This is a genomic window from Luteolibacter sp. SL250 (assembly GCF_026625605.1).
In the GTDB taxonomy this organism is placed as follows: Bacteria; Verrucomicrobiota; Verrucomicrobiia; order Verrucomicrobiales; family Akkermansiaceae; genus Luteolibacter.
Genome location: NZ_CP113054.1, coordinates 4888854 through 4910424, shown reverse-complemented (window position 1 = coordinate 4910424; position 21571 = coordinate 4888854). Strand labels below are relative to the sequence as shown.

The 21571-nt window shown below is 62.6% G+C and carries 18 protein-coding genes and 3 tRNA genes; 13 read left to right on the top strand and 8 right to left on the bottom strand.

Annotated features, from left to right (window positions below; genetic code table 11):
* Positions 1-5 precede the first annotated feature (5 nt).
* Both OVA24_RS21295 and OVA24_RS21290 read left to right on the top strand, forming a co-directional pair.
* The gene (locus tag OVA24_RS21295) at positions 6-548 is read left to right on the top strand and encodes a cob(I)yrinic acid a,c-diamide adenosyltransferase (protein WP_267672250.1); all 543 of its coding nucleotides are present in this window, start codon (positions 6-8) and stop codon (positions 546-548) included.
* 76 nt (positions 549-624) lie between these two features.
* Positions 625-714, top strand: a tRNA-Ser gene (locus tag OVA24_RS21290).
* Between the two features lie 238 nt (positions 715-952).
* Here the strand turns inward: OVA24_RS21290 and OVA24_RS21285 are convergent.
* From OVA24_RS21285 to OVA24_RS21275, 3 genes are all read right to left on the bottom strand, one after another.
* Entirely contained in the window at positions 953-2479 is a 1527-nt protein-coding gene (locus tag OVA24_RS21285) for a glycoside hydrolase family 28 protein (protein WP_267672248.1), read from the bottom strand.
* 137 nt (positions 2480-2616) lie between these two features.
* Positions 2617-2698: transfer RNA gene (locus OVA24_RS21280), tRNA-Leu, on the bottom strand.
* Between the two features lie 67 nt (positions 2699-2765).
* Positions 2766-3896: a class I SAM-dependent methyltransferase gene (locus OVA24_RS21275; RefSeq protein WP_267672246.1), complete on the bottom strand. Its 1131-nt coding sequence runs from the start codon at positions 3894-3896 to the stop codon at positions 2766-2768.
* Here OVA24_RS21275 and OVA24_RS21270 point away from each other — a divergent pair.
* From OVA24_RS21270 to OVA24_RS21260, 3 genes are all read left to right on the top strand, one after another.
* On the top strand, positions 3895-6324 hold the full coding sequence (locus tag OVA24_RS21270; RefSeq protein ID WP_267672244.1) for a transglycosylase domain-containing protein: 2430 nt from the start codon (positions 3895-3897) through the stop codon (positions 6322-6324). The two genes, OVA24_RS21275 and OVA24_RS21270, sit on opposite strands and share 2 nt — an antisense overlap.
* A 51-nt stretch (positions 6325-6375) precedes the next feature.
* Positions 6376-7302: a hydroxypyruvate isomerase family protein gene (locus OVA24_RS21265; protein ID WP_267672243.1), complete on the top strand. Its 927-nt coding sequence runs from the start codon at positions 6376-6378 to the stop codon at positions 7300-7302.
* A 123-nt stretch (positions 7303-7425) separates the two neighbouring features.
* Positions 7426-7965 carry a hypothetical protein gene (locus OVA24_RS21260; protein WP_267672242.1) on the top strand — a complete coding sequence of 180 codons (540 nt, stop codon included), beginning with the start codon at positions 7426-7428 and terminating at the stop codon, positions 7963-7965.
* 96 nt (positions 7966-8061) lie between these two features.
* Here the strand turns inward: OVA24_RS21260 and OVA24_RS21255 are convergent, their stop codons facing one another.
* Positions 8062-10143, bottom strand: coding sequence for an FAD-dependent oxidoreductase (locus OVA24_RS21255; RefSeq protein ID WP_267672241.1), 2082 nt, complete (start codon positions 10141-10143; stop codon positions 8062-8064).
* Between the two features lie 162 nt (positions 10144-10305).
* On the opposite strand from OVA24_RS21255, the gene OVA24_RS21250 reads away from it, so the two are divergent.
* The 3 genes from OVA24_RS21250 (at position 10306) to OVA24_RS21240 (ending at position 11687) form a co-directional block, all read left to right on the top strand.
* A tRNA-Gly gene (locus OVA24_RS21250) sits at positions 10306-10380 on the top strand.
* Between the two features lie 131 nt (positions 10381-10511).
* On the top strand, positions 10512-10913 hold the full coding sequence (locus OVA24_RS21245; RefSeq protein WP_267672239.1) for a hypothetical protein: 402 nt from the start codon (positions 10512-10514) through the stop codon (positions 10911-10913).
* A gap of 39 nt (positions 10914-10952) precedes the next feature.
* Positions 10953-11687, top strand: a complete 735-nt coding sequence (locus OVA24_RS21240) for a hypothetical protein (protein WP_267672237.1) — start codon at positions 10953-10955, stop codon at positions 11685-11687.
* Between the two features lie 433 nt (positions 11688-12120).
* Here OVA24_RS21240 and OVA24_RS21235 read toward each other — a convergent pair whose 3' ends face one another.
* Positions 12121-13422: a DUF1552 domain-containing protein gene (locus OVA24_RS21235; protein ID WP_267672235.1), complete on the bottom strand. Its 1302-nt coding sequence runs from the start codon at positions 13420-13422 to the stop codon at positions 12121-12123.
* Between the two features lie 42 nt (positions 13423-13464).
* The gene (locus OVA24_RS21230) at positions 13465-15822 is read right to left on the bottom strand and encodes a DUF1592 domain-containing protein (protein ID WP_267672233.1); all 2358 of its coding nucleotides are present in this window, start codon (positions 15820-15822) and stop codon (positions 13465-13467) included.
* Between the two features lie 189 nt (positions 15823-16011).
* On the opposite strand from OVA24_RS21230, the gene serS reads away from it, so the two are divergent.
* The 5 genes from serS to OVA24_RS21205 all read left to right on the top strand — a co-directional run bounded on the left by serS (position 16012) and on the right by OVA24_RS21205 (position 19348).
* Positions 16012-17292, top strand: a complete 1281-nt coding sequence (gene serS, locus OVA24_RS21225; protein WP_267672231.1) for a serine--tRNA ligase — start codon at positions 16012-16014, stop codon at positions 17290-17292.
* Positions 17292-17735, top strand: coding sequence for a hypothetical protein (locus tag OVA24_RS21220; protein ID WP_267672229.1), 444 nt, complete (start codon positions 17292-17294; stop codon positions 17733-17735). Before serS ends, OVA24_RS21220 begins: the two co-directional genes overlap by 1 nt.
* Before the next feature lie 43 nt (positions 17736-17778).
* Complete coding sequence (locus OVA24_RS21215) at positions 17779-18489, top strand: HAD family hydrolase (RefSeq protein WP_267672227.1); 711 nt, start codon at positions 17779-17781, stop codon at positions 18487-18489.
* Between the two features lie 35 nt (positions 18490-18524).
* Positions 18525-18752, top strand: a complete 228-nt coding sequence (locus tag OVA24_RS21210; RefSeq protein WP_267672225.1) for a hypothetical protein — start codon at positions 18525-18527, stop codon at positions 18750-18752.
* Between the two features lie 89 nt (positions 18753-18841).
* The gene (locus tag OVA24_RS21205) at positions 18842-19348 is read left to right on the top strand and encodes a hypothetical protein (protein ID WP_267672223.1); all 507 of its coding nucleotides are present in this window, start codon (positions 18842-18844) and stop codon (positions 19346-19348) included.
* A 155-nt stretch (positions 19349-19503) separates the two neighbouring features.
* Here OVA24_RS21205 and OVA24_RS21200 read toward each other — a convergent pair whose 3' ends face one another.
* Positions 19504-20856, bottom strand: a complete 1353-nt coding sequence (locus OVA24_RS21200) for an ATP-binding protein (RefSeq protein ID WP_267672221.1) — start codon at positions 20854-20856, stop codon at positions 19504-19506.
* The gene (locus tag OVA24_RS21195; protein WP_267672218.1) at positions 20853-21530 is read right to left on the bottom strand and encodes a response regulator transcription factor; all 678 of its coding nucleotides are present in this window, start codon (positions 21528-21530) and stop codon (positions 20853-20855) included. Before OVA24_RS21195 ends, OVA24_RS21200 begins: the two co-directional genes overlap by 4 nt.
* Between the last annotated feature and the right edge of the window lie 41 nt (positions 21531-21571).

The window sequence follows — 21571 nt, the reverse complement described above, 5'->3', positions numbered from 1 at the left end:
CCGCCATGAGCGGCAGCATCATCACCGGGCGGGGCGACAGCGGGGAAACGGACCTCCTTTTCGGGCGGCGGATCGGGAAATCCTCGCAGCGCGTCGCCGTGCTCGGTTGCGTGGACGAGCTGAACGCCGCCCTCGGGCTGGCACGGGCCGCTGCCCATGATGAGGAAATCATCCGCCTCATCGATGGCGTGCAGGCCCAGCTCGTCGGCCTCATGGGGGAGCTGGCTTGCGTGCCGGAGGACGTCCCACGCTATGCGGAGCGGTTCAAGGGCGCGCTGACCATGGAGGATGCTCTGCGGATCGAGGAATCCGCGAAGGCTTTTGAGGCGCGCGGCATCCGCTTCACCGGCTGGGCCAGACCCGGCGCGGAAGGCTCCATGATGAAAGCCGGGCTCGATTTCGCCCGCACCATCGCCCGCCGCACAGAGCGGGAAACCTGGATCCTCCACGAATCCGGCGAACCCGTCGGCGAAGCCATCCGCCTCTATTTCAACCGGCTTTCCGACCTCCTGTGGATCCTTGCCAGGGCTGCCGGTGACGACGCCTGAGATTTAATTTCGTTTCCGGTGAAAATGGGTGTTGCCAACCCGGTGGGGAGTTCCTAGCGTCCCGGCCCACTCCAACGGGCAGGTGTCAGAGTGGTCGAATGAGCACGCTTGGAAAGCGTGTGTGCGGGTAACCGTACCGAGGGTTCGAATCCCTCCCTGTCCGCCATTAAACCCCAGTCCCGCCCGCGGGATTGGGGTTTAATGTTTTCGCACGGGAGGGCCGAGAGCCCTGTTAAGCGAAGCGAAACGGCTCGAAAGCCCCGTTGGCGCCAGCGAACCATCCAACAAAAGCGCAGCCAATCCGCTTGGATGTGCGGAGCGCATCAATCCCCCCCGGTCAGCGGAGAAGTCTGACAGCCCTCCGTGCCCTCTGATTCCAAATTCCGACATGCTCCGCCAACAACCTACTCCACGAACCGCAGATTGCGGACTTCCTTGTCCACGTTGAGTTTCGCTTCTTCCGGGGATTTGACGGTCTTGCCCCCGATGGCCAGATTTTCGATGATGACTCCGTCGACAAATTGCTTCTGCCCTTTTGCACGGACACCGGACGGTTTCGGACCGTAGTTCTCAAAGGTGTTGTCCTTGATCAGCAGATTTTTCGCCCCTCCGAAACCCTCCGTCGAGCGGGTGTTGATGTAGATGTTGCAGAAATGGTGGTGCGGGCTGTTGTCCGGCAGCACGGCTGTCTTCTCGAAGTGATTGCCGATCCAGCGGATATTCTCCGCGTAGCCACCGCGGTAGCAGTAGAGGGAGATGCCGATGTCGGCGTGGAGGATATCGTTGTTCTCGAACAGAACATCCCGGACGGTGAAGCCTCCCATTACTTCCGTCCCGATTTTCAGCGCCGAGCACATGGTGAACACCACATTGTCACGGAAGACGATCCGGCTCATATCCTTGCGCTCGCTTCCCCGGTTCAGCTTCACCGCGATGGCATCGTCGTCCACGGAGATGAAATTGTTCTCGATGGTGATGTTCGAGGAATTGTCAGGATCGAAGCCATCGGTGTTGTAACCGTCATCGGGACCGGATTCCGCGCGTGTCATGGAGATGATCTTGAGGTTGCGGAACTGCATGTCGGACGACTGCATCGGATGGATGCACCAGATCGCAGCATCCCGCAGTATCACGTCTTCCATGACGAGATTCCTGCTGTTCTTCGTCGCCAGCATGCGGGTGCTGCTCTTCTTTCCTCCGATGACCTTGCGCAAGGCCATGCCGTTGTTGTCGATCACGCCCCTGCCATAGATGCGGACATCCTGCGCGTCCTTCATGAGCAACTGGGCTTCCTCGCCGGTGGAGATGTAGTCCTTGGGATCCGCGGTTCCCTTGATCAATGATCCGGGGGCCAGATAGAGCGAGAGCCCGTCCGGCAGATTCAACGTGCCGGTCCGGTAGATGCCCGCCGGCACCACCAGCGTCCCTTTTTCGCCGGCCACAAGGTTGATCGCCTTCTGGAATTGCCCGGTCTGCACTTTTTCATTCGATGGCGGAACACCGAGTTCGGTGAGCAACCGGACTCCCTGGTCACCTGCCTTCGGAGCGTTCGTTTCCTCCGGGTCCGCGAAGATGAAAAACCGCTGCCCGTCATTGATCCGCAACTGGAGCTTGCAGGGCTTGGCGATTTCGAAAGTGAGAGTGTTTCCATTGGTTTGGACCGGGAGATTCAGGCGGTGCGGACTCAGCTCAAACTTCCCGATCGCCTCCGTGGAGGTCACCTCGATCCTTACCTTTCCGGTGAAGGCGAAATGGGCATATCCAACACCCAGGACCGTCTGTACGCCGGGAACCTCCACGCCGTCCACCTTCACTTGATACTGCACGCTTGCCGCGTCGTCGATCGGGCGCGGGTACGGAGTGACGGCGGCCCGCGCGGGGAGTTGAAAACCGGTGGTGAGAGCCAGAACCAACGGAAGAAGGTTTTTCATGGGTGATCCCGATTGCTGTTGAAGGAAAACAGATTCCGACCCTTATACGGGAGTCGCGATCCCGATCTAGCCGGAGATTGATGGGGCGGAAGGAATGAGATCCGGTCCCGTGCCCGGAATCACGCTGCCTCAACAAGTGCCGGGAACAGGGCTCGAACCTGCACACCTTTCGATACCAGAACCTAAATCTGGCGCGTCTACCAATTCCGCCATCCCGGCGGGGATGTGCGGTCTGTGTAGCGGATGGCGGCGGGATACGGGAAGGAAATTCCGGAGCGGCGGGGAATCAACCGGGGTGCCACGATGCCTCTAGTACATGGAATCGGGTGCCGAGCTGTCCCGGGTGGGTGAGGGTCTGGAACTGCCGCAGCAGGGACGGATCCGGGCGTCCCTCCATGGAGAGCAGGAGGTCCCGGGCGGCCTCCGTGAGCCAGGCGCTCTGGGTTTTCATGGAATTGATCCGGCAGCCCAGGGCGAGGGCGGCGTCCGCCGCGGCGGTGAAGTCCACATGGGCGGTGATGTCCTCATCCCCCGGCGCGTTGAGCGGGTTCTCCCCGGCGCGGTGTTTCGAGAAAGTACGCAGGGTGCCGGTGGTCCGGTCGGGGTGGTAGTAGGTTTCGTGGTCGTAGCCGTAGTCCACCCACACCAGCAGGCCGTGGCGGAGGGCGCCAAGGAAGGGCAGGAAGAAGGCACCGTAGTCGCGGCGGATCTCGGTCAGGTAGCCATCGGGAAAAACGCCTTCCGGGCCGTGGGGGTAGGGTGGGCCTTTGATGAGGGTGAGCTTTTCGTCTTCCAGTCCCACCCGGAATTCGTGCCAGCCGCCTTCTGATCGGCCGATGATTTCGAATGGCAGGGCATCCAGCACTTCATTGCCGAAGGCGATGCCCGGCAGCGGGGAGGCGGCCAGATCCTCCGGGGAGTTGACGAAGCGGACATTCCCCCATGGCGCGAGCTTCTCGCGCTGGGCGGCCTGGAGGCGTGGCAGTGGCTCGGGGATGGCATACTCCAGCGCGGAGAATGCGGCGGGTGACACGGAGGAAATTTCCGTGAGGATGTCGCCCGCCAGTGTGCCATCATGGGCACCGGCCTCGATGACGCGCCATGGGGAGGGCCGCTGGTTTTCCTCCCACCAGGCGATGAACCGGCGGGCGAGGATCCTGCCGAAAAGCGGGCCGACACTCACGCTGGTGAAGAAATCCCCCTCACGGCCCACTTGGCGGAGATCCTTCGCATAGTAGCCGTGTTCAGGGTGGTAGAGCGCCAGGCTCATGAACTCCGGGAAGGAAATGGTGCCGCTGGAGGCGATTTTTCCTCCGATCACCCGGAGTAACGCGGGGGTTGCGGGAGCGTCTCCGGTCGGGTAGAGGTTGGGGAGCGTCTCCGTCGGTTCTGGCGGGGGTGATCTGAAATCCGGCATGGCAGAGAAGAAAAATCGCTCGCTCAACAAGAGTCGCAGGAAGCCGTTCTACAAGAGCAAAGGCCTGTGGCTTTCGTTCCTGCTGTTCATCGCGGCGGCCTCGGTCTTCAGCTACGTGTTCGTCGAGCAATACACCCGCGCCTACCGGGAAAGGGCGGAGACCTACGATCTGGACCGCATCAACGACCTGGAACTTCCGAGCCTGATTCTCGACCGGAATAATGAGGAGATCGGCCGGATTTTCCTCGAGAACCGCAGCGTCATCGGCATGGACAAGGTGTCGAAGGGATTCGTCGACGCCCTGGTCGCGGGGGAGGATTCCCGCTTCTGGCAGCACAAGGGAATCGACTATTGGGGGGTGATCCGCGCGGCCTATGAGACTTGGCGGGGCAACAGCCAGGGAGCCAGCACCATCACCCAGCAGCTCGCCCGGAACGCGTACGGGCTGCGTGAGGAAGCGATCAAGCGGAAGGAATCGACCATCCAGCGGAAGATGGTGGAGGCGTTCCTGGCCCGTAGGATCGAGAAGCGCTACTCAAAGGAGGAGATCCTCGGGTTTTATGTGAACCGGATCTATCTCGGCAGCAGTTACTACGGCATCCGTTCCGCCGCGCTCGGCTACTACGGGAAGGAGCCGATGGACCTGGAGCCCCAGGAGTGCGCGTCCATCGTGGCCCTCATCAAGAGCCCGAATCCGCTGTCACCGCTGCGGAATCCGTCCGGCAACAAAAACTGGAGGAACTTCGTCCTCGCCCGGATGGGGAAGGAAGGGATGCTTCCAAAGGCGGAGGTCGCCCGGCTGCAGGCCCTCCCTCTGGGCCTGAATCCGAAGCCGCTGTTGCGGGGGACCACCCACCTGTATGAGCGGATCTTCGACGGGGTGAAGCAGGCGCTCGGCGAGGAGGCCCTGGCAAAGGGCGGTTTCAAGATCCACACCACCATCCTGAGGGACGCGCAGGAGGCCGCGCAGAAGTCCCTGGAAGACAGCCTTGTGCGTGCCGAAAAGAATCCGCTCTACCGGCGGCAGAAACACGCGGACTACAAGCGCGCCTCCGACAAGCCTCCGGAGTATGTCCAGGGGGCCGTTCTGATGGTGGACCATACCACCGGGGAGGTTCTCGCCCACGTGGGCGGCAGGGACTACGCGCAGTCCAACTACGACTTCATCGAGCTGGGCAAGCGTCCGCCCGGCACCGCCTTTTTCCCGTTCCTCTATGCGGCGGCGCTCGCCTCCGGGCAGACCCCGGCCTCCATGGTGCTGGACGACCACATGGACAACCGCACCGTGATGGTGGGCGGGCAGGAGGGCATCGTCGGGGAGTGGGGGCAGGAGGTCAGGGCACCCCAGATCAAACGGAAGGATATCCCCCTGCGGGAGGCGTTCGAGTCTTCGAAGATCGCCGCCTCCCTCCGCCTCGGCCAGCAGGTCGGGCTGCAGAAAGTCGTCGATGCCGCCGTGGCATTCGGGTTCCCGATGCAGAAGACCGAGCTGCTCCCCCGACTGTGCGTGGGCTGGGAGCAGGTGTCGATGAAGCAGGCGGTGAGGGCCATCGCCACCTTTGGAAAGGAAGGGCGGGCAGGTCCGTCGGAACTGGTCTACATCGACCGCATCGAGGATTCACGCAGCGCCATCGTCTACCGCCGTCCGCGGGTGACGGTCACTCCGCCGCAGATCGTGGATTCCGCGACCGCGTTCCAGGTCCACAGCATGATGGCGGGTGGAATGGAGCGAGGGGCCGCTGCGGGTGCGCTTGACGGCCTGGTGGAAAAGCCGTTTCCCGGTGCTGGAAAAGGCGGGACGACCCACGACTTTTCCGACAACTGGTTCCTCGGATACAACAAGCGGGTGAGCTGCGGCGTCTGGACCGGTTTTCTGAGCGGAGCCGGTGACCCGATCTACGAAGGTGCCTTCAGCCGGGATCTGGCGCTGCCCGTTTGGCAGGCCGTGATGAATGCGGCTTCCCCCTCCTTTGGCGGGGGGGAGATCAAGGTGCCGCCAACGGTGGTGGAGGTGCCAGTCTGCGCGGAGTCCGGACAGCGCGCGACCCAGTTCTGCCAGCACGCGGTCGAAAATCGGGAAACGGGCACCGTGCGGATGGAGAGCATGAAGGTGACCGAGTATTTCCGCAAAGGAACGGAGAACCTTCCGTTCTGCTCGGTGCATTCCGGCATGATGGCGGACGGGCTCACTCCTGCCTCCCAGCTTGGGTCGCTCAGTGCGGTGGATGTCAGTCCGATCGCGCCCAAGGAGCCAGTCCTGCTGGGTGACGATCCCTACCACACGGAAACGCCGTCTTTCGCGCCGTCTTCCGGGGCACCGGGGTTGATCCGCAAGCGCACCAACGTCCTGGACAGCCTGGACATCGGGGAGGGTGAGGAACAGCTCCGCATGAAGCGTCCGGCGCGCCTGATCATCGAGGAGGATTGAAGCCGCCGGGAGCTTGACAGGGCATGCCAGCCACTCAGGCTTGCGGGAGCCATGAATCCATCCTCTTCCTTTTCCGGACGACGCAATTTCCTCAAGACCTCGGTCAAATTCGCCGCCGTCACCACGGCTGCCGCTTCACTTTCCCACCGCCTGGGAGCGGCGGAGAACGCCGCCGCGAAGGTCGGCATGAACGGCCGGATCAACCACTCCGTCTGCAAGTGGTGCTACAAGGACATCCCGCTGGAAGACCTCTGCGTCGCAGGCAAGGACTTCGGACTCCAGTCGATCGAGCTGCTGAAGCCGGAGGACATGGAAACCCTCAAGAAGCACGGCATGACCTGCGCCATCTTCAGCAACCCGACCGGCACCACCAAGGAGGGCGTGAAGGTCGGCGGCATCGAAAAGGCGTTCAACCGCCTGGAGCACCACGACACGCTCATCGAAATCTATGAACCCTACCTGAAGCAGGTGGCGGACGCGGGCGGCAAGCAGGTGATCTGCTTCTCCGGCAACCGTGACGGGATGGACGACCAGAAGGGCATCGAGAATTGCGCCATCGGCCTGAAGCGGCTCATGCCCATCGCCGAAAAGCTCAATCTCAAGATCACCATGGAGCTGCTCAACAGCAAGGTGAACCACAAGGACTACATGTGCGACCTCAGCACCTGGGGCGTGGAGCTCTGCAAGGCCGTCGGCAGCGAGAACTTCGGCCTGCTGTATGACATCTACCACATGCAGATCATGGAGGGTGACGTCATCGCCACCATCAAGAAGGACAACAAGTACTTCGCCCACTACCACACGGGTGGTGTTCCCGGTCGTGCGGAGATCGACGAGACGCAGGAACTCTACTACCCTGCCATCATGAAGGCCATCGTGGACACCGGCTACAAGGGCTACGTCGCGCAGGAGTTCATTCCGAAGCGCGAGGACAAGATCGGCAGCCTGAAGCAGGCGGTCGGCATCTGCGACGTGTGATGCGGATGATGGGATTGCGGCCACCGGCACCGGGGGCGCAGGATTTCCCTGACTGTTCCGGTGCATTTGACGGAGGTTACAGCCATGGCCATTCCGGAGAAACGTCAGGGAACCGCGGGTCGGGTGCACATACCTGCCTCCGCCGCTGCCGTCCGCGTGTTCCTGCCACGCCGGGAGAGTGACTTTTCCCGGCATGGGTTCGCCTGGCTGGTCTGCTGCTTGGCGGGGATGATGGTGCCGGTCGTGGGAACAGCGGTCCGCTACCTGAAGCTGCGGGCAGGCAGCGGTGGCAGGCCCATCCATTTCGGAATACCTGTGAGGGAATGGACGGAGAGTGGTACCCTGATCGCCGCGATGATCACGGTCCTCGTCATTCCCGCCATCCTTGTAGCGGATTGGCATGCGGCGTTGCGGGGTGCCAAGGCATGGCGGGATCGTCTGATTGCGATGGGCGTTGCCTGCCTGCTTTGTGTCCTCTTCTTCCTGCTGGTCAACTTTCTGCAGGAGGGCGGGCTCCAAGGGTCCCGTCTGCTACTGACGATTTTCAGGGCAGGCATCTTTGTCGCGGCGACGGCCTGCCTCTATCATTGGCTGGCAGCACGGGATGGGAAGATGGGCGCCGCCCGGCGTGCCATTGTGCGGTGCTTCCGGTTCGGCAAATAAGCGCTGCTTCCCTCCGGTCGGGGGGCGGTGCGGGTAATGAAAAAGCGGAACGGTCGCCCGTTCCGCTTTGGATGGATCAGAGGTGGTCCGGAAGGATCACTTCGGCAGCCACTGGACCGCGTCGGCGATGACGTGGCCGTCGGAGCCTTCGTTCGAGAGGGTGACCTGGGCGTCCTCACCGAACTCGAACGTGCCGAGGCTGGTGAAGAGTCCGTCGATCTCCGGCTTCTTGCGCTGGTTGACGGTCACCACCTTGTCGCCGCCCTTCGCGCCGATGATGAACTTTGCCTTCGTCGAGCGGTTTGCGAGATCCGCATAGGAAACGCGGACTTCGTATTTCCCGGCCTTCGGCAGCTTCGCCTCGAAGAGGGCGGTCTTGGTTCCCAGATCGCGCTCGTTCTGGTCGTGGCGGTAAGCGAGGGCGACATAGTCACCGCCTTTGCCTTCGGACCACTCGCCCACGAACTTCGCGTTGTTGTCATCGACCACGGTGCCTTCCAGCTTACTGACCGGCTTGCCCTTGATGAGGTGCGGGGCTTCCAGAATCTGGCCGTCCTTGAGCAGGCGCTCGCGCAGCTTCGCGTAGGGGACGTCCTGGACGGTGCTCTTGTCATCAATGGCCATGACCGCGGCGGTGGCTGCGGACTGGGCCAGGATCATGAACACCGGCTCCATCCGGATGGACCCGAAGGCGATGTGCGTGCTGGAGACGCAGACCGGGACGAGCAGGTTGTCCGCCTGGCCTTTCTTCGGCACCAGGGATCCGTAGGCGATCTCGTACGGCCCGTTGGTGGAGACGCCGATGTCTCCCTCGTTCTGCACGTAACCCTCCGGCGTGATGTAGCGCTGGATGTTGTGGGAGTCGATGGTGTAGGAACCCATGCCCACGGATTCCGGAGTCGGCTTCTTCTTGCGCAGCTCGTTCTCCGTCATGACGAAGGCCCCGACCATGCGGCGCGCCTCGCGGATGTAGAGCTGCGGGGACCAGTTGCCGTTGTCGGTGTATTCATCCTTCGGCAGACCCCAGCGGGCCATTTCCTTGCGGACGTTTTCCGGCACGCGCGGGTCGTTCTGGACGAACCAGAGCCAGCCCTGCTGGTAGTCGATGTGTTCCTGGATGATCTCCTTCCGCTTCTCGTAGGAAGCCTCGGGATACTCATGGTTGTAGCCGATGTTGTCGGTGCTGAACGGACCGTGGTTGTTGGTGTCCGTCTTGTGGTTCGGGATCGGGTCGAACTTGCCGAAGGTCTCCGTCCAGCCTGCTTCATAAACGCGGGCGAGCAGTTCGTACTGCTTCGGATCGTAGTTGGCGGGCTTTTTGAAAGGCACGCGGTTCGGCTCATGGTCCGTGAGGCACATGCGGAAGCAATAGGCCTGGATGCCCTTGTCCGCCTCGCCCTTCTTGCCCGGGTCGCCGGGGTTGATGCGTGGCAGCACGCCGCTGGATTTGTCACCCGGGACGACATAGGGGGAGATCTTGTCCTTCAGCACGCCGAAGTGGTGGCGGTGGTGGAGCACGCCCACCTGCACGCCGTTGTGCTCCTCGCCATACTGGCTGTTGGCCTCCCGGCCGACGTGGTAGTCCACCTTCGCCGCGGCCATCAGGTCGCCTTCGTAGGTGGCGTCGATGAACATCTTCCCGCTGTAGGTCTTTCCGCTCAGCGTGGTGATCTCCGTAATCTTCGTTCCCTCTTTCTTGACTCCCTTGTCGCGGTCCAGCCACTCGTCGCGGTGGACGGGGATGTTGAACTCCTTCACGTAGTCCTCGAAGACAGCCTCCGCCACGTGGGGCTCGAAGATCCACATGGTGCGGTTCTCACCGTCCATGGCCGGAGTGCCCTGGCCCTTGTTGCCGTATTCGTCCTTCTTCTGCCACTTCCAGGCCTCCGGCTTCTGGTAGTGCATGTAGACGCGGTGGTAGAAGTCGCGGGAAAGCCCGCCGATCACCGCCTTGTTGCCGGTGTCCGTGAAGCCCAGACCGCCGGAGGAAAGACCGCCGAGGTGTTTCTCCGGCGCGACGATGATGGCCGTCTTGCCCATCTTCTTCGCCTGCACGGCGGAGATCACGCCGGCGCAGGTGCCGCCGTAGATCACGAGATCGTATTCCTCCGCCGCTTGGGCGGAGATCAGGCCCGCTCCAACGAGCGAAAGGATGAGGTATCGGGTTTGGAATTTCATGGATGGGTCGATTCGGTCCACTAAAAAGGAAGATCACGCCCCATGACGGAAGCCTTAAATGCCCGGGATCGAAAATCCGGAAAAAATTCCAACAGGTGCGAATCAGCCCTTGCAAGCCGTCGCGGTAAGTCGTTAGGTCCCGCCGCACGCAATTCAAGCGTCGCGGGCGTAGCTCAGTGGTAGAGCGCCACCTTGCCAAGGTGGATGTCGTGAGTTCGAATCTCATCGCCCGCTCCAATCTCCCATCCGGGAGGTTTTTTTTGCTCCGGAAGGCAACAGGACAGCGAAGTCCGTTCAGCGGGTTCGAATCCGCCCGGAGTTGCAACCCATTGTCAAATGGGTTGCTGAGGTTCTAGCCTCTTTCCATCATGTCAATCGAGGCGAAATATGAGATGATTCTCCCTATTATAGTGAAGGCGGACGATGGGGTGAAATGGTGGATGGATCCGGTCGCAGCGGGGGGTGCGATGGAATCACCCGACATTGAGGCAGGGATTTATTCGGCTTGGGACAGTAGGGGCCAGATGATCCATATCGGACCCATGGATGATGGGGGGAACCAGCCCCGGAATGCAAAATTCATGGGGATTTGGAGTCACGATGTGACCTGTGGAAAGTTGTTGGGATCAGGTATCCAGGAGCCGGAAGCGCTGCGCCAGGTCATCCTTTTCCATCTCACCGAACGCCTGTCGGCGAATGTATCCATGGATATGAGTTTGGCGGCGGCGGTGGACTTGCTGTGTTTCTTGGAGCCTGCTGCCAATTCTTGATCTGAGGATCCTCCTATTGTGAAAAATTCTCCCGTAATTTTGTTCCTGATCCTGTCTTGGTTCTTCGCCGGCCAGCTCCAGGTGCTGCATGCGCAGCCGAAACCTGCTGCAGATGATCCGGCGACAGGGATGTGGCGGGTCGATGACGGGCGCGACTTGGGGATCAATGCCGATGGCACCGCGACGCTCAGGTTTCCGGGCAAATATGTGCTTCGAGGAAAATGGGAGCACGATCCCTTTTCCGAGCGGTTCCGCCGCTATGTCATCAAGTGGGAGATCGACCAGGTTTTCGACTTTGAAATGGCGAGTGATCGTTCGGCCATCCGGGGAAAGAAGAAGGATGGGACTCCTTTCACTGCCTCACGGTTGGATGCGCTGACGATCTATGTCTTGGCTGACGATATGGCACGGGTATGCCTCAATGGGGCTCCGGTGGTGACGGCAACCCTGCCCAATGTGGCCTCCGGACGTGCCTACGCGAAGAAGGGCGATATACTCACTGTCGAGCTGACAAACAAACGGGGGGACGTTGCTTTTGCGCTGGAAGCGTTCAGAGGGAATGAGCGGACCATCGAGGCAGGTGGGTTCTTATACACGATCGCTGCCGCGCCGGACTGGATGACAAGCCCCGATCTCTTCGGCTACCGCTCGCCGGTGTTGAAGACCCTCAAAAATCACCCTATCGTGAATGTAAGGGAACCCCGGCAAGCACATCCCCAAGCGGAGGATGACGGGAAAGCGAAAAAGTTCTATTTCAAGCACGTGATCCGCTGAGGAACGGAAAACGTGTGGGAAGAGCGGGCATTGAAGCGCCGACAACGGCTCGAGGCAGGAGGTTTCTTCGCTCCCAGTAAGGAGGGTGGACACTCTTGTCCACCGGCGGCATTGGCGAATCAGAAAAGATTCACCGCAAAGGCGCAAAGAGCGCGAAGGAAGAGAGATGCCTTTCTTCAAAGATTCGCGATCAGCCTTCTTTCTTCCCTGAAAACTGGAAACTGAAAACTTGGGGTCTACACCAAGGATCGGGGATGAGGCGGTTTTTGAGGTTAGGAGGGGGGCGTAACCCTTCAGGCCTATATTCAGGTCAAGAAACTAAGGGGCATGATGGCAGCGATGCCTTATGTCCCCGATCTTTGATAAAGAGCCAAAACTTCTCCTCCTTTGTTCGCCATTGCAGCTGGTGGACAGGAGTGTCCACCCTCCTTACTCAGGACGCGATGGACTCGAGCTTTCCGTTGGAGTCACCGATGCGCTCCGCCTTCACGTTCATACGGTCGAGCAGGGAGAGGTAGAGGTTCGTCGTCGGGGTGCCTTTCGGAGCCTCGATCACGCGGCCCTGCTTGAGGGTGCCGTTGCCGCCACCCGCGAGGAGGATGGGGAGGTCGTTGTGGTTGTGGCGGTTGCCATCCGCGATGCCGCCTCCAAAGACGATCATGGAGTGGTCGAGCAGGGTGCCGCTGCCTTCCTTGATGGAGCGCATCCGCTCGAGGAAGTAGGCGAACTGCTCGATGTAGAATTTGTCGATGAGGGCGATCTTTGCGAGGATCTCCGGATCCCCCCGGTGGTGGGAGAGCTGGTGGTGGGCGTCCGTCACGCCGATCTCGCCGAAAGTGCGGTTCGATCCGTCGTGGGCGAGGAGGTAGGTGGCGACCCGGGTGCTGTCGGTCTGGAAGGCCAGCACCATCATGTCATACATGGTGCGGATATGGTCCTTGTAGGTTTCCGGCACGCCGTTGGGCCGGAGTTCCTCCGGTGCCTGGACTCGGAATTTCTCCGCCTGCTGGATGCGGCTTTCCACATCCCGGACAGAGGTGAGGTACTCATCCATCTTCGACTTGTCGGTGCCGTCGAGGCGGCTGTTCAGGCGCTTCGCGTCCTCCAGGACGAAGTCGAGCACGCTCTTCTGGTAGAGCCTGCGGCGGGAATCTTCCTTCGGGTCGCCAGAGCCGAACATTTTCTCGAACACCAGCCGTGGATCCCGCTCGGCCGGGGCCGGGGTCGCCTCACCCCGCCAGGCGAGGTTGAACTGGTAGGCGCAGGAGTAGCCGGAGTCACAGTTGCCGGAGCGGCGGGGCGGGTCCGTGGAAAGTTCGAGCGAGGGCAGGCGGGTGAGGTGGCCGAGCTGCTGGGCGGCCACCTGGTCAACGGAGACGCCGATCTTGATGTCGGCGCCGGAGGTCTTCCGCGCCTGCACACCGGTGAGGAAAGTGGCGTTCGCGCGGGCATGGTCACCACCGCCGTCGCCGTTGGAGTTCGCGTGCTTGTGGTCCAGTCCACGCATCACGGAGTAGTGCTGGCGGAGTCCGGAGAGCGGAGAGAGCGACTCGGAGATGTTCTCCGCGCCCTTCGGCTGCCACAGGTCCAGGTTCACGCCGTTCGGGATGTAGACGAACCCAAGCCGGGTGGGAGCGGCGGCCGCCACGGCGGGGGCTGCTTTGACGATCGACTGGAGGCTCGGCAGGGCGAGGGTGCCTGCGATGCCCTTGAGGAAAGTGCGGCGTGAACTCATGGCTTTGCGTAAGAGGGGTGGGACGGAGAATTATTCGGAATTTCAGTCGCGGCGGAACTGGAACGGCACGGACGTGACGACCGCCTGGATCAGTTGGCCGAAACGTCCGCCGCCGGCGTCCGTCTTCGAGACGATGCTTTCAACGGCGGGGCGGTCATACCAATCGACACCGCGGCCCAGGGCGTAGGTGAGGAGCTTTTCCGCCATCGCCTTGTGGAAGGCATGGCGGTTGTCGCTGGAGATGATCTTCATCAGATCCTGCGGGCCGGCGAAGGATTGGCCGGTGACGAGCGTGCCGGAGGCGTTCACGGGGTTGGCGCCTTCCTTCTCCCGCCAGCGTCCGACGGCGTCGAAGTTCTCCAAGCCGAAGCCGATGGGGTCCATGAGCGCGTGGCAGGACGCGCACGCCGGATCATCCCGGTGTCTTTCCATCTGCTCGCGCAGGCTTTCCTTTTTCTTGCTGCCGCCGGTGGCGGTGAGCTGCGGCACGTTCGGAGGAGGTGGCGGGGCCGGGGTGTGCAGGAGGTTTTCCAGGATGTACTGGCCGCGCAGCACGGGTGAGGTGCGGTTCGGGTAGGAGGTCAACACCAGGAAGGAACCGTGGCCGAAGATGCCGCGCCGTGGTGAATCCTTCAGGGATACCTTGCGGAAGTCCCCGCCTTCCACGCCCTCGATGCCGTAGTGCTTTGCCAGCTTGTCGTTGATGAAGGTGTAGTCCGCCGTCAGCAGGGTGTCCACGGGCAGGTTTTCCTGGAGGATGTTTGCGAACAGCATCTCCGTCTCCTTCCGCATCAGCGGGGCCAGGCGGTCGTCGTAGAACGACGGGAACAGGTAGCGGTTGGGGAAGGTGCCGGATAGGTTGCGGAGCTGCAGCCACTGGCCGGCGAAGTTCGAGGTGAACGCCTCCGCCTTCTTGTCCGCCAGCATCCGGGAGATCTGCTGGGGCAGGTTCTCACGCAGCTTCCCGGCGCTGGACAGCTTCATCAGCTCGTCATCCGGCATGGTGCTCCAGAGGAAATAGGACAGCCGTGCGGCCAGGGCGTGCTCGGAGATGAGCTGGCGGCCGCCTTTCGCCGTGCCGATGCCGGGTTCCTCCCGGAAAAGGAACGTCGGGGAGATCAGCATGGCCTCCAGCGCGTGGCGGATCGCTTCCTCCACCGGCTTGCCCTGGGACTTGGCGATGCGGTTGAAGGCGAGGTAACGCTCGATCTCACCGGGTTCCGCCGGGCGGCGGAAGGCGCGGCGGGCGAAGCGGTTGAGGACCTCCACCATGTAGGCGTCGTCCGTCAGACCGTTGGCCCTTTCACCATAGATCCTGCGGTGGGTCTCCGGACGTGGGGCCAGCGGTCCGTCGAGCGGGCCTTCCACGATGACCTGCTTCAGCAGCAGGTTGCGGTCACGCTCCTTCGGGTCGGGGTTTGCGGCGTCGTAAAAGTCGTTGGTGAAGGCGATGCCCACCTTCGTGTTGGCTTTCCCCTCCACACGGATCTCCGTCTCGTAGGTCTCCAGCTTGGAGCGGAGGTTCCTCACCTCCCAGGTGTGGGCGTCGACGCCGTCCAGGCGGAGGACCATCTTGGCGGGCTCCTTGGCGATCGCCTCCGCACCGGCGCGGACCATGAACTTGTAGCGCCCCGGAGGCAGCTTGAAATCCCTGGACGCCTCGGCATTCGCGAAGAAATAGAAGCCTTCCTTGTCACGGTTGCCATTGCCCTTGAAGTCCTGGCCGTTGACGGCCCTCTGAGGAAGACGCTGCGGGCCCAGATCGATGGCCAGATTCAGCGCGACACGGGCCGCTTCCAGGTAGCGCTCGAGGTGCGCGGGGGAAAGCGTGAGCACGTCCCCGATGTTGTCGAAGCCGTAGCCGCTGTCGTCCGCGGGCAGGATCTCATCCACGTTCACGTTCACCCCCAGCAGGTCGCGGATGGTGTTGCGGTACTCCGTCCGGTTGAAGCGGCGGAGCGTCACGTGGCCCGGGTCCGGGTTGTTCGGATCGACGGGGAACACCGCATCATCGATCCAGGAAATGAGCTTCTTCCGGTTCACGTCATCCGGGGCATCCTCATCCGGTGGCGGCATCAGGCGGAAGTCGATGTGGTCGCGGATGCGCTTCCACACATCCCGGTCGGCGATCATCGCGTCGATGTCCGCGTAGTGGTCCATCGCCAGCTCGCCCTTTTTCGAGCCGTCACCGTGGCAGTCGTAGCAATAGGTCGTGAAGATCGGCAGGATCTCCTTCTTGTAGCTCTCCGCGAGCTGGGCCTTCGACGGGACCGCTCCCGCGGCCTTCACGCTCACCGGTTCAGCCGCCCGGGCGCTGACACAGGAAAACGAAATGCCCGCAGCCACGAAAGCCGGGATGCTGCGTGTGGCGGAGCGGAGGAAGGAGAGCGGAAAACCCATCGTGTGTGTGCCCGAACATACGTCACGACAGGCCAAAATCTGACATAAATATCAGGAATTTCATCACACGGAAGGGGTATTTTCCCGGATTTCACGCGGTTTTCCGGACGGGGGATGCCGGCGGTGCTCATCTCTCCCGCCGAGCTTTCTCTTGAACGCGCACCGACGGCCCGCAAGACTCACCCCGCCATGCTCGATATCCGCGTCATCCGCGAAAATCCCGACCTCGTCAAAGAACGCCTCAAAGCACGGGGCGGCGACCACTGGAAACTGGTCGATGAGGTCCTCGCCTGCGACGAAACCCGTCGCGCCGCCGAAACCACCAAACAGGCGTTCCAAGGCTCCCGGAAGTCGATTTCCAAGAACATTGGCGGGATGAAGGCGCAGGGGCTGGACAGCTCCGAGCTGGAGGCGGAGGTGCGCGGCATCAACGAGAAGATCGTCGAGCTGGACGCCGAGGCGGAAACCGCCACCGCGAAGCAGCAGGAACTCCTGCTCAACATCCCGAACCTGACTCACGACGCCTGCCCGGTGGGTGAAGATGAAAGCGCCAACCCGATCGTCCGCGAATGGGGCACGAAGCCGGAACTCACGGAGCCGAAGGACCACGTCGAGCTGGCGCTGGCCCACAAGCTGGTCAACTGGGAGGACGGCATCCGCGTCGCCGGATCCGGCTTTGTCGTTTATCGCGGCAAGGGTGCGAAGCTGGAGCGCGCGCTCATCAACTTCCTTTTGGATACCCAGGCCGCGAACGGCTATGAGGAGGTCAATGTCCCCCACCTGGTGAAACGCGAGTGCATGGAAGGCACCGGCCAGCTCCCGAAATTCGAGGACGACATGTACGGCACGGACGCCGGTGAGGACGGCATCAACAACCTGTTCCTCGCGCCGACCGCGGAGGTGCCCGTGACCAACCTGGTCCGCGACACTATCCTGGCGGAAAGCGATCTGCCGGTGCGAATGGTCGCCTACACCCCGTGTTTCCGCCGTGAGGCGGGTTCCGCCGGGCGCGACAACAAGGGCATCATCCGCATGCACCAGTTCGACAAGGTGGAGCTGGTCCAGATCGTCCATCCGGACAAGGGCTTCGAGGTGCTGGAAGACCTCACCGGCCACGCGGAGTCGATTCTCCAGAAGCTGGGCCTGCACTACCGTGTGATCGAACTCTGCACCGGCGACATCGGATTTTCCTCGGCCAAGACTTACGACATCGAGGTCTGGGCACCCGGCCACGGCAAGTATCTGGAGGTTTCGAGCTGCTCCTGCTTCACCGACTACCAGGCCCGCCGGATGAAGCTCCGTTTCAAGGACGGCGAGGGCAAGAACCGCTTCCCGCACACGCTCAACGGCTCCGGCACCGCCCTGCCACGGCTCTACGTGGCGCTGCTGGAGCAGTACCAGCAGCCGGACGGCTCCATCCGCATCCCAGAAGCGCTGGTGCCCTACTTCGGCGCGGAGAGCATCGGGTGATGAAATCACTCGTCGCTGCCTTCGCTTTCACGTTTGCCTGCATCGGGTGCTCTCCTCCGAAAGGGGCGGGCGGCGGCCCTCCCGTGGAATTGGTCACGGAAGTGGATCGCATCAAGCTTCCGGTAGCCGCCGCCGACCTTTCGGACGACGACTACAGCATGGCTGCGGTTCAGGATGAACCCGCGTTCCTTGCACTTACCCCGGAGCTGAGGTCCTTGCCTGCCATGAAGGAAGGGGTGACGGCCTCGTTGATCGGCCCGAGGGAGCGGCCGGAGGCGATGATTTTCTATGTGAACTCGCTGGTGGGCACCTACTACGTCCCGTTTCCTGGAGTGAAGGAGGTGGACCGCCCGCGCCGCCTCACCAAGCTGGCGGACAGGCTATACCGGATCGAGTCGAACCGCTCCAGTCAGGGGATACAGGTTATAGGACCACTGCCGTGAGCTTGGCCTGCCGGACGGAAAGGAATATTTTCCGGATAACACCATGGCCGGTTACCTGATCTGGGACTTCGATGACACGCTCGCCCGCCGGGATGGCCGGTGGAGCGGTGCCCTGGCCCAGGCGGCGGCGACGGAAGGCGTGGCGGTGGATGCCGCCGCGCTGAAGCCCTACCTGCGCGAAGGATTCCCATGGCATCTGCCGGAGACCGTCCGCGTGGATGAAGCTGCGGAGGCATGGTGGGCACGGCTCGAACTGCTTTTCATCACCGCGTTGGAGAGCGGCGCAGGGCTGGCGCACGAGGCGGCGGTCCGCGCGGCAGACCGGGTGAAGGCGATCTATTGCGAACCTACCGGATGGGAGGTCTTCGCCGATGTCGTGCCTGCCCTCGAACGTCTTTCGGCAGCCGGTTGGCGGCATGTGATCCTCTCCAACCACGTGCCGGAGTTGGCGGATCTGGTGGCGGCGCTCGGCCTGACGCCCCATTTCGAGATCATTTTCACCTCCGGCCTCACTGGTGTCGAGAAGCCGCACCCTTCCGCCTTCCGGATGGTGCGGCAACACGCGAGGGACGATGTGAGGATCGTGATGATCGGGGACAGGTGGGTGGCGGACGTCGGTGGTGCGAGCGCAGCGGGGCTGGAGGCGGTGCTGGTGAGGAAACATCATCCCGAAGCCCGGTGGTTCTGCGAGGACCTGGGTGGGTTGGCGGAGGTGCTCGATGCGATCGGGCGCGGAAATTTTGAAGAGAAATAGATGGGCTCAGACCCTTGTGCTGAAGTTCTGACATCATGAAAGACCGCGCGGAAATTTTGAAGGAAATCAAAACCCCGGATCCTCGTTTTTCGGATAAGGAGAACCGCGTCTTGATTGCGCTCCATGAGTATCAGGCTGGATTCCCCGTTGATCAGACCTGCGTGACCTGCGGGTTCCCCATCACGGTGACGGAGCCCGCTGCCCAAATATGGGCGACCGATTGCAGATGCCACCAGAGTGCCTCGGCTTTCAGAGGGCTTTAAGCCGCTTCGAGAAGACGGTCGAGGAGTAGCGAAGAGCACGGAGATTCCCTGCTATACTTTCCCGAGCATTGCCGTAGAGGTATCCCATCATGATCCGTCATCTTGCCATCCTTTCCGCCCTGGTCGCCCCGCTGTATGCCGCCGAGATCGAAGTCGCCGGCCTGAAATTCAAGGCCGCCGATGGCTGGAAAGCCGCCGAAGAAGCTCGGCCGATGAGCGCGGGCAGCCTGGTGAAGGAAGGCGAGCCGAAGCTCGAGGCGATCTTCTACCACTTCCCCGGCGGACAGGGTGGCAGCGTGGAAGCGAACCTCGCGCGCTGGCAGGGCCAGTTCGCTCCGGAGCCGGCTCCGACGCTGGAGAAGGAAACCGTGAAGGCGGGGGAGAAGGAAATCGTCATCGCCACCATTACCGGCACCTACAAAGGATCGACCATGCGCCCTGAGCCGGTGCCGCTGGAGAACCACGTCACGCTGGCAGCCATCGTGCCCGGCCCGCAGGGGAATGTATTCATCCGCCTGAACGCCCCGAAGGATGCGGCGGGCAAGGTGAAGGCCGAGTTCAAGGCTCTGGCCGCCTCGCCTTATCCGGCGAAGTGATTGGCGTAGCGAACCTCGTGAGAGGTTCGGCTGGGTGGATCCGCCCTTGCCCCGAAGTGTCTTTATCCGTGGATGCTTTCCGCTTCATGGTAGGTGACGTGATGGCCGTGCGTCCAACCGTCATGGCGCAGCCATGCCGCTACTTCACATCTCAGCTACATACTCACGCTGATCGTCAGGACGCCTCCGGCAGACAGCTCTGCGGAGCATTCCCCGCCCAGTGCCTTCGCGGTGGCCTGGACGATGGACAGCCCCAATCCGGAATGCTCCGTGCCGCTGTGCGCCGCGTCCTTTCTCCAGAACCGCTCGAACAGCAGATCCACATCCGCCTGCGTGAGATCCGGTGCGGGGTTTGAGACGGTGACATTTCCTGGGCCAGCGGTGATCTCCACCCCTGATCCCACCGGCGAGTGGGCAGCCGCATTTCCGATGAGATTTTGCAGGATGGTGGCCCACAGCACCGGGTCGCTGGTGAAGGGCGCCCCATCAACCGCTGCGGTGAAGCGGATGCCGCGCTCCTCCGCCTGCCGCGAGACACGCTCCACGGCAAGATCAACCGCCGCGCGCAGGTCCACCGGTTCATTGGAGACAGGCTGGCGTCCGGCCTCCGTGCGGGAGAGCAGGGAAAGCCGCTCCAGCAGGGAGGAAAGCTCGTCACTCACGGCCAGCACTTCGTGGAAGCGCTCCGGCGTGGCCTCGTCCGGGAACATCGCGCCCAGCTCCGCCATCGCCCGCAGTTCCGCCAGTGGGGTGCGCAGTTCATGGGCGGCATGGCTGCTGAAACGGCGCTCGCGCTCGAAGGAGGCCTCCAGCCGCTGGAGCCACTCGTTGAGGCTGTGGCCCACCGGCTTCAGCTCGGTGGGGAGGCGGGACGTCTCCAGCCGCCGCCCGAGCTGGTCAGGCTGGAGGGTGGCCAGCTCGTCGGTCAGTGCGGCCAGTGGTTTCAATCCACCACGCACGGCATAGCCGACGATGACGACGGTGGCGAGGATGGCCAGCGCCCCGGCCCCCAGCATGATGGCACGCAGCAGGCCGAGCTGGGCATCGAGATCCGCCGTGGGCGTGCCGATGACGAGGTAGAGATCGCGGAAACGGCGCTCGTCGTCGTCCTTCGGGGTGAACCGGAGCAGGTGGAAGCGCGCGGGCTTTCCATCCAGTGTGGAGTCAACGGAAAGCGGCGCGTCTTCACCGGGAGATGGAAGCGTTCCGATCTCCGCGGCGGCGTCGGACGTTTCCACCGGCGTCCCTCCGGACAATCTACGGACGGCGTAGTAGTCACGCCCCTTTCTGAAATCCACCAGATCCTTCACGGAGGAATCGAACTCGAATTCGTCATCATCGATCTCCGCGGCGGCGGCGAGCGTGCGCGCCCGGGCGTCCAGGCTGTCGTCCAGCCGGGAGTGGAGCGCATGCCGCATGGAGATGGTCACGCCCGCACCTGCAAACAGGAACAGCAGGGCGATGGCTATGCCCAGAGGCAGGGAGAGGCGGCGGCGGATGGAAGTCATGGCGCGGCTTCCAGGACGTAGCCCAGCCCGCGCCGGGTATGAATGAGCGGGGCGGTACCGGGTGGGCAGATTTTTTTCCGCAGGGAATAGACGGCGGCATCCACCGCATTGCTGAGCGGGCCGTCCGTCTCAGAGTAAAGGCGCTCCTCGATCTGGGCGCGGCTGTGAATCTGTCCCGGGCGGCGCGCCAGCAGCTCCAGCAGGGAAAATTCGCGAGCGGTGAGCGGGATGTCCGCGCCGTCACGCGCCACCGTCTTCGCGGTCAGGTCGATGGCCAGCGGGCCAACGGTGGTCATGGGGGATGCCTGCGCGTGGTGGCGGCGGCGGCCGATCGCCTCCAGCCGCACGACCAGCTCCGCGAGCGCGAAAGGCTTTGTCAGATAATCATCCGCTCCGACGCCAAAGCCGGCCAGCTTGTCCTCCACCTCCCCCAGCGCTGTGAGCAGGAGGACCGGAGTGTCGATCCCGTCCGCGCGCCAGCCGCGAAGCACGTCGATGCCGTCCTTCACCGGCATCATGCGGTCCAGGACGATGGCGTCATAGCGGGTCGTGCGGCCCATCACATCGCCCTCGCCGCCGTCCGCCGCCAGATCGACCGCGTGCCCCAGCTTCGTGAGCGCGCGGCCGAGCGTCGTCCGCAGGCGGAGCGAGTCCTCGATGACGAGCAGTTTCATGCGGGTGAGCATACATCCCGCCGGAGGATGTGCCAGTCCTC

What these genes read in the sequence shown, in the direction of transcription:
- OVA24_RS21295 (WP_267672250.1), top strand. Translation starts at nt 6, where the DNA reads ATGAGCGGCAGCATCATCACCGGGCGGGGCGACAGCGGGGAAACGGAC.
- OVA24_RS21285 (WP_267672248.1), bottom strand. Translation starts at nt 2,479, where the DNA reads ATGAAAAACCTTCTTCCGTTGGTTCTGGCTCTCACCACCGGTTTTCAA.
- OVA24_RS21270 (WP_267672244.1), top strand. Translation starts at nt 3,895, where the DNA reads ATGGCAGAGAAGAAAAATCGCTCGCTCAACAAGAGTCGCAGGAAGCCG.
- OVA24_RS21275 (WP_267672246.1), bottom strand. Translation starts at nt 3,896, where the DNA reads ATGCCGGATTTCAGATCACCCCCGCCAGAACCGACGGAGACGCTCCCC.
- OVA24_RS21265 (WP_267672243.1), top strand. Translation starts at nt 6,376, where the DNA reads ATGAATCCATCCTCTTCCTTTTCCGGACGACGCAATTTCCTCAAGACC.
- OVA24_RS21255 (WP_267672241.1), bottom strand. Translation starts at nt 10,143, where the DNA reads ATGAAATTCCAAACCCGATACCTCATCCTTTCGCTCGTTGGAGCGGGC.
- OVA24_RS21245 (WP_267672239.1), top strand. Translation starts at nt 10,512, where the DNA reads ATGTCAATCGAGGCGAAATATGAGATGATTCTCCCTATTATAGTGAAG.
- OVA24_RS21235 (WP_267672235.1), bottom strand. Translation starts at nt 13,422, where the DNA reads ATGAGTTCACGCCGCACTTTCCTCAAGGGCATCGCAGGCACCCTCGCC.
- OVA24_RS21230 (WP_267672233.1), bottom strand. Translation starts at nt 15,822, where the DNA reads ATGGGTTTTCCGCTCTCCTTCCTCCGCTCCGCCACACGCAGCATCCCG.
- serS (WP_267672231.1), top strand. Translation starts at nt 16,012, where the DNA reads ATGCTCGATATCCGCGTCATCCGCGAAAATCCCGACCTCGTCAAAGAA.
- OVA24_RS21220 (WP_267672229.1), top strand. Translation starts at nt 17,292, where the DNA reads ATGAAATCACTCGTCGCTGCCTTCGCTTTCACGTTTGCCTGCATCGGG.
- OVA24_RS21215 (WP_267672227.1), top strand. Translation starts at nt 17,779, where the DNA reads ATGGCCGGTTACCTGATCTGGGACTTCGATGACACGCTCGCCCGCCGG.
- OVA24_RS21210 (WP_267672225.1), top strand. Translation starts at nt 18,525, where the DNA reads ATGAAAGACCGCGCGGAAATTTTGAAGGAAATCAAAACCCCGGATCCT.
- OVA24_RS21205 (WP_267672223.1), top strand. Translation starts at nt 18,842, where the DNA reads ATGATCCGTCATCTTGCCATCCTTTCCGCCCTGGTCGCCCCGCTGTAT.
- OVA24_RS21200 (WP_267672221.1), bottom strand. Translation starts at nt 20,856, where the DNA reads ATGACTTCCATCCGCCGCCGCCTCTCCCTGCCTCTGGGCATAGCCATC.
- OVA24_RS21195 (WP_267672218.1), bottom strand. Translation starts at nt 21,530, where the DNA reads ATGAAACTGCTCGTCATCGAGGACTCGCTCCGCCTGCGGACGACGCTC.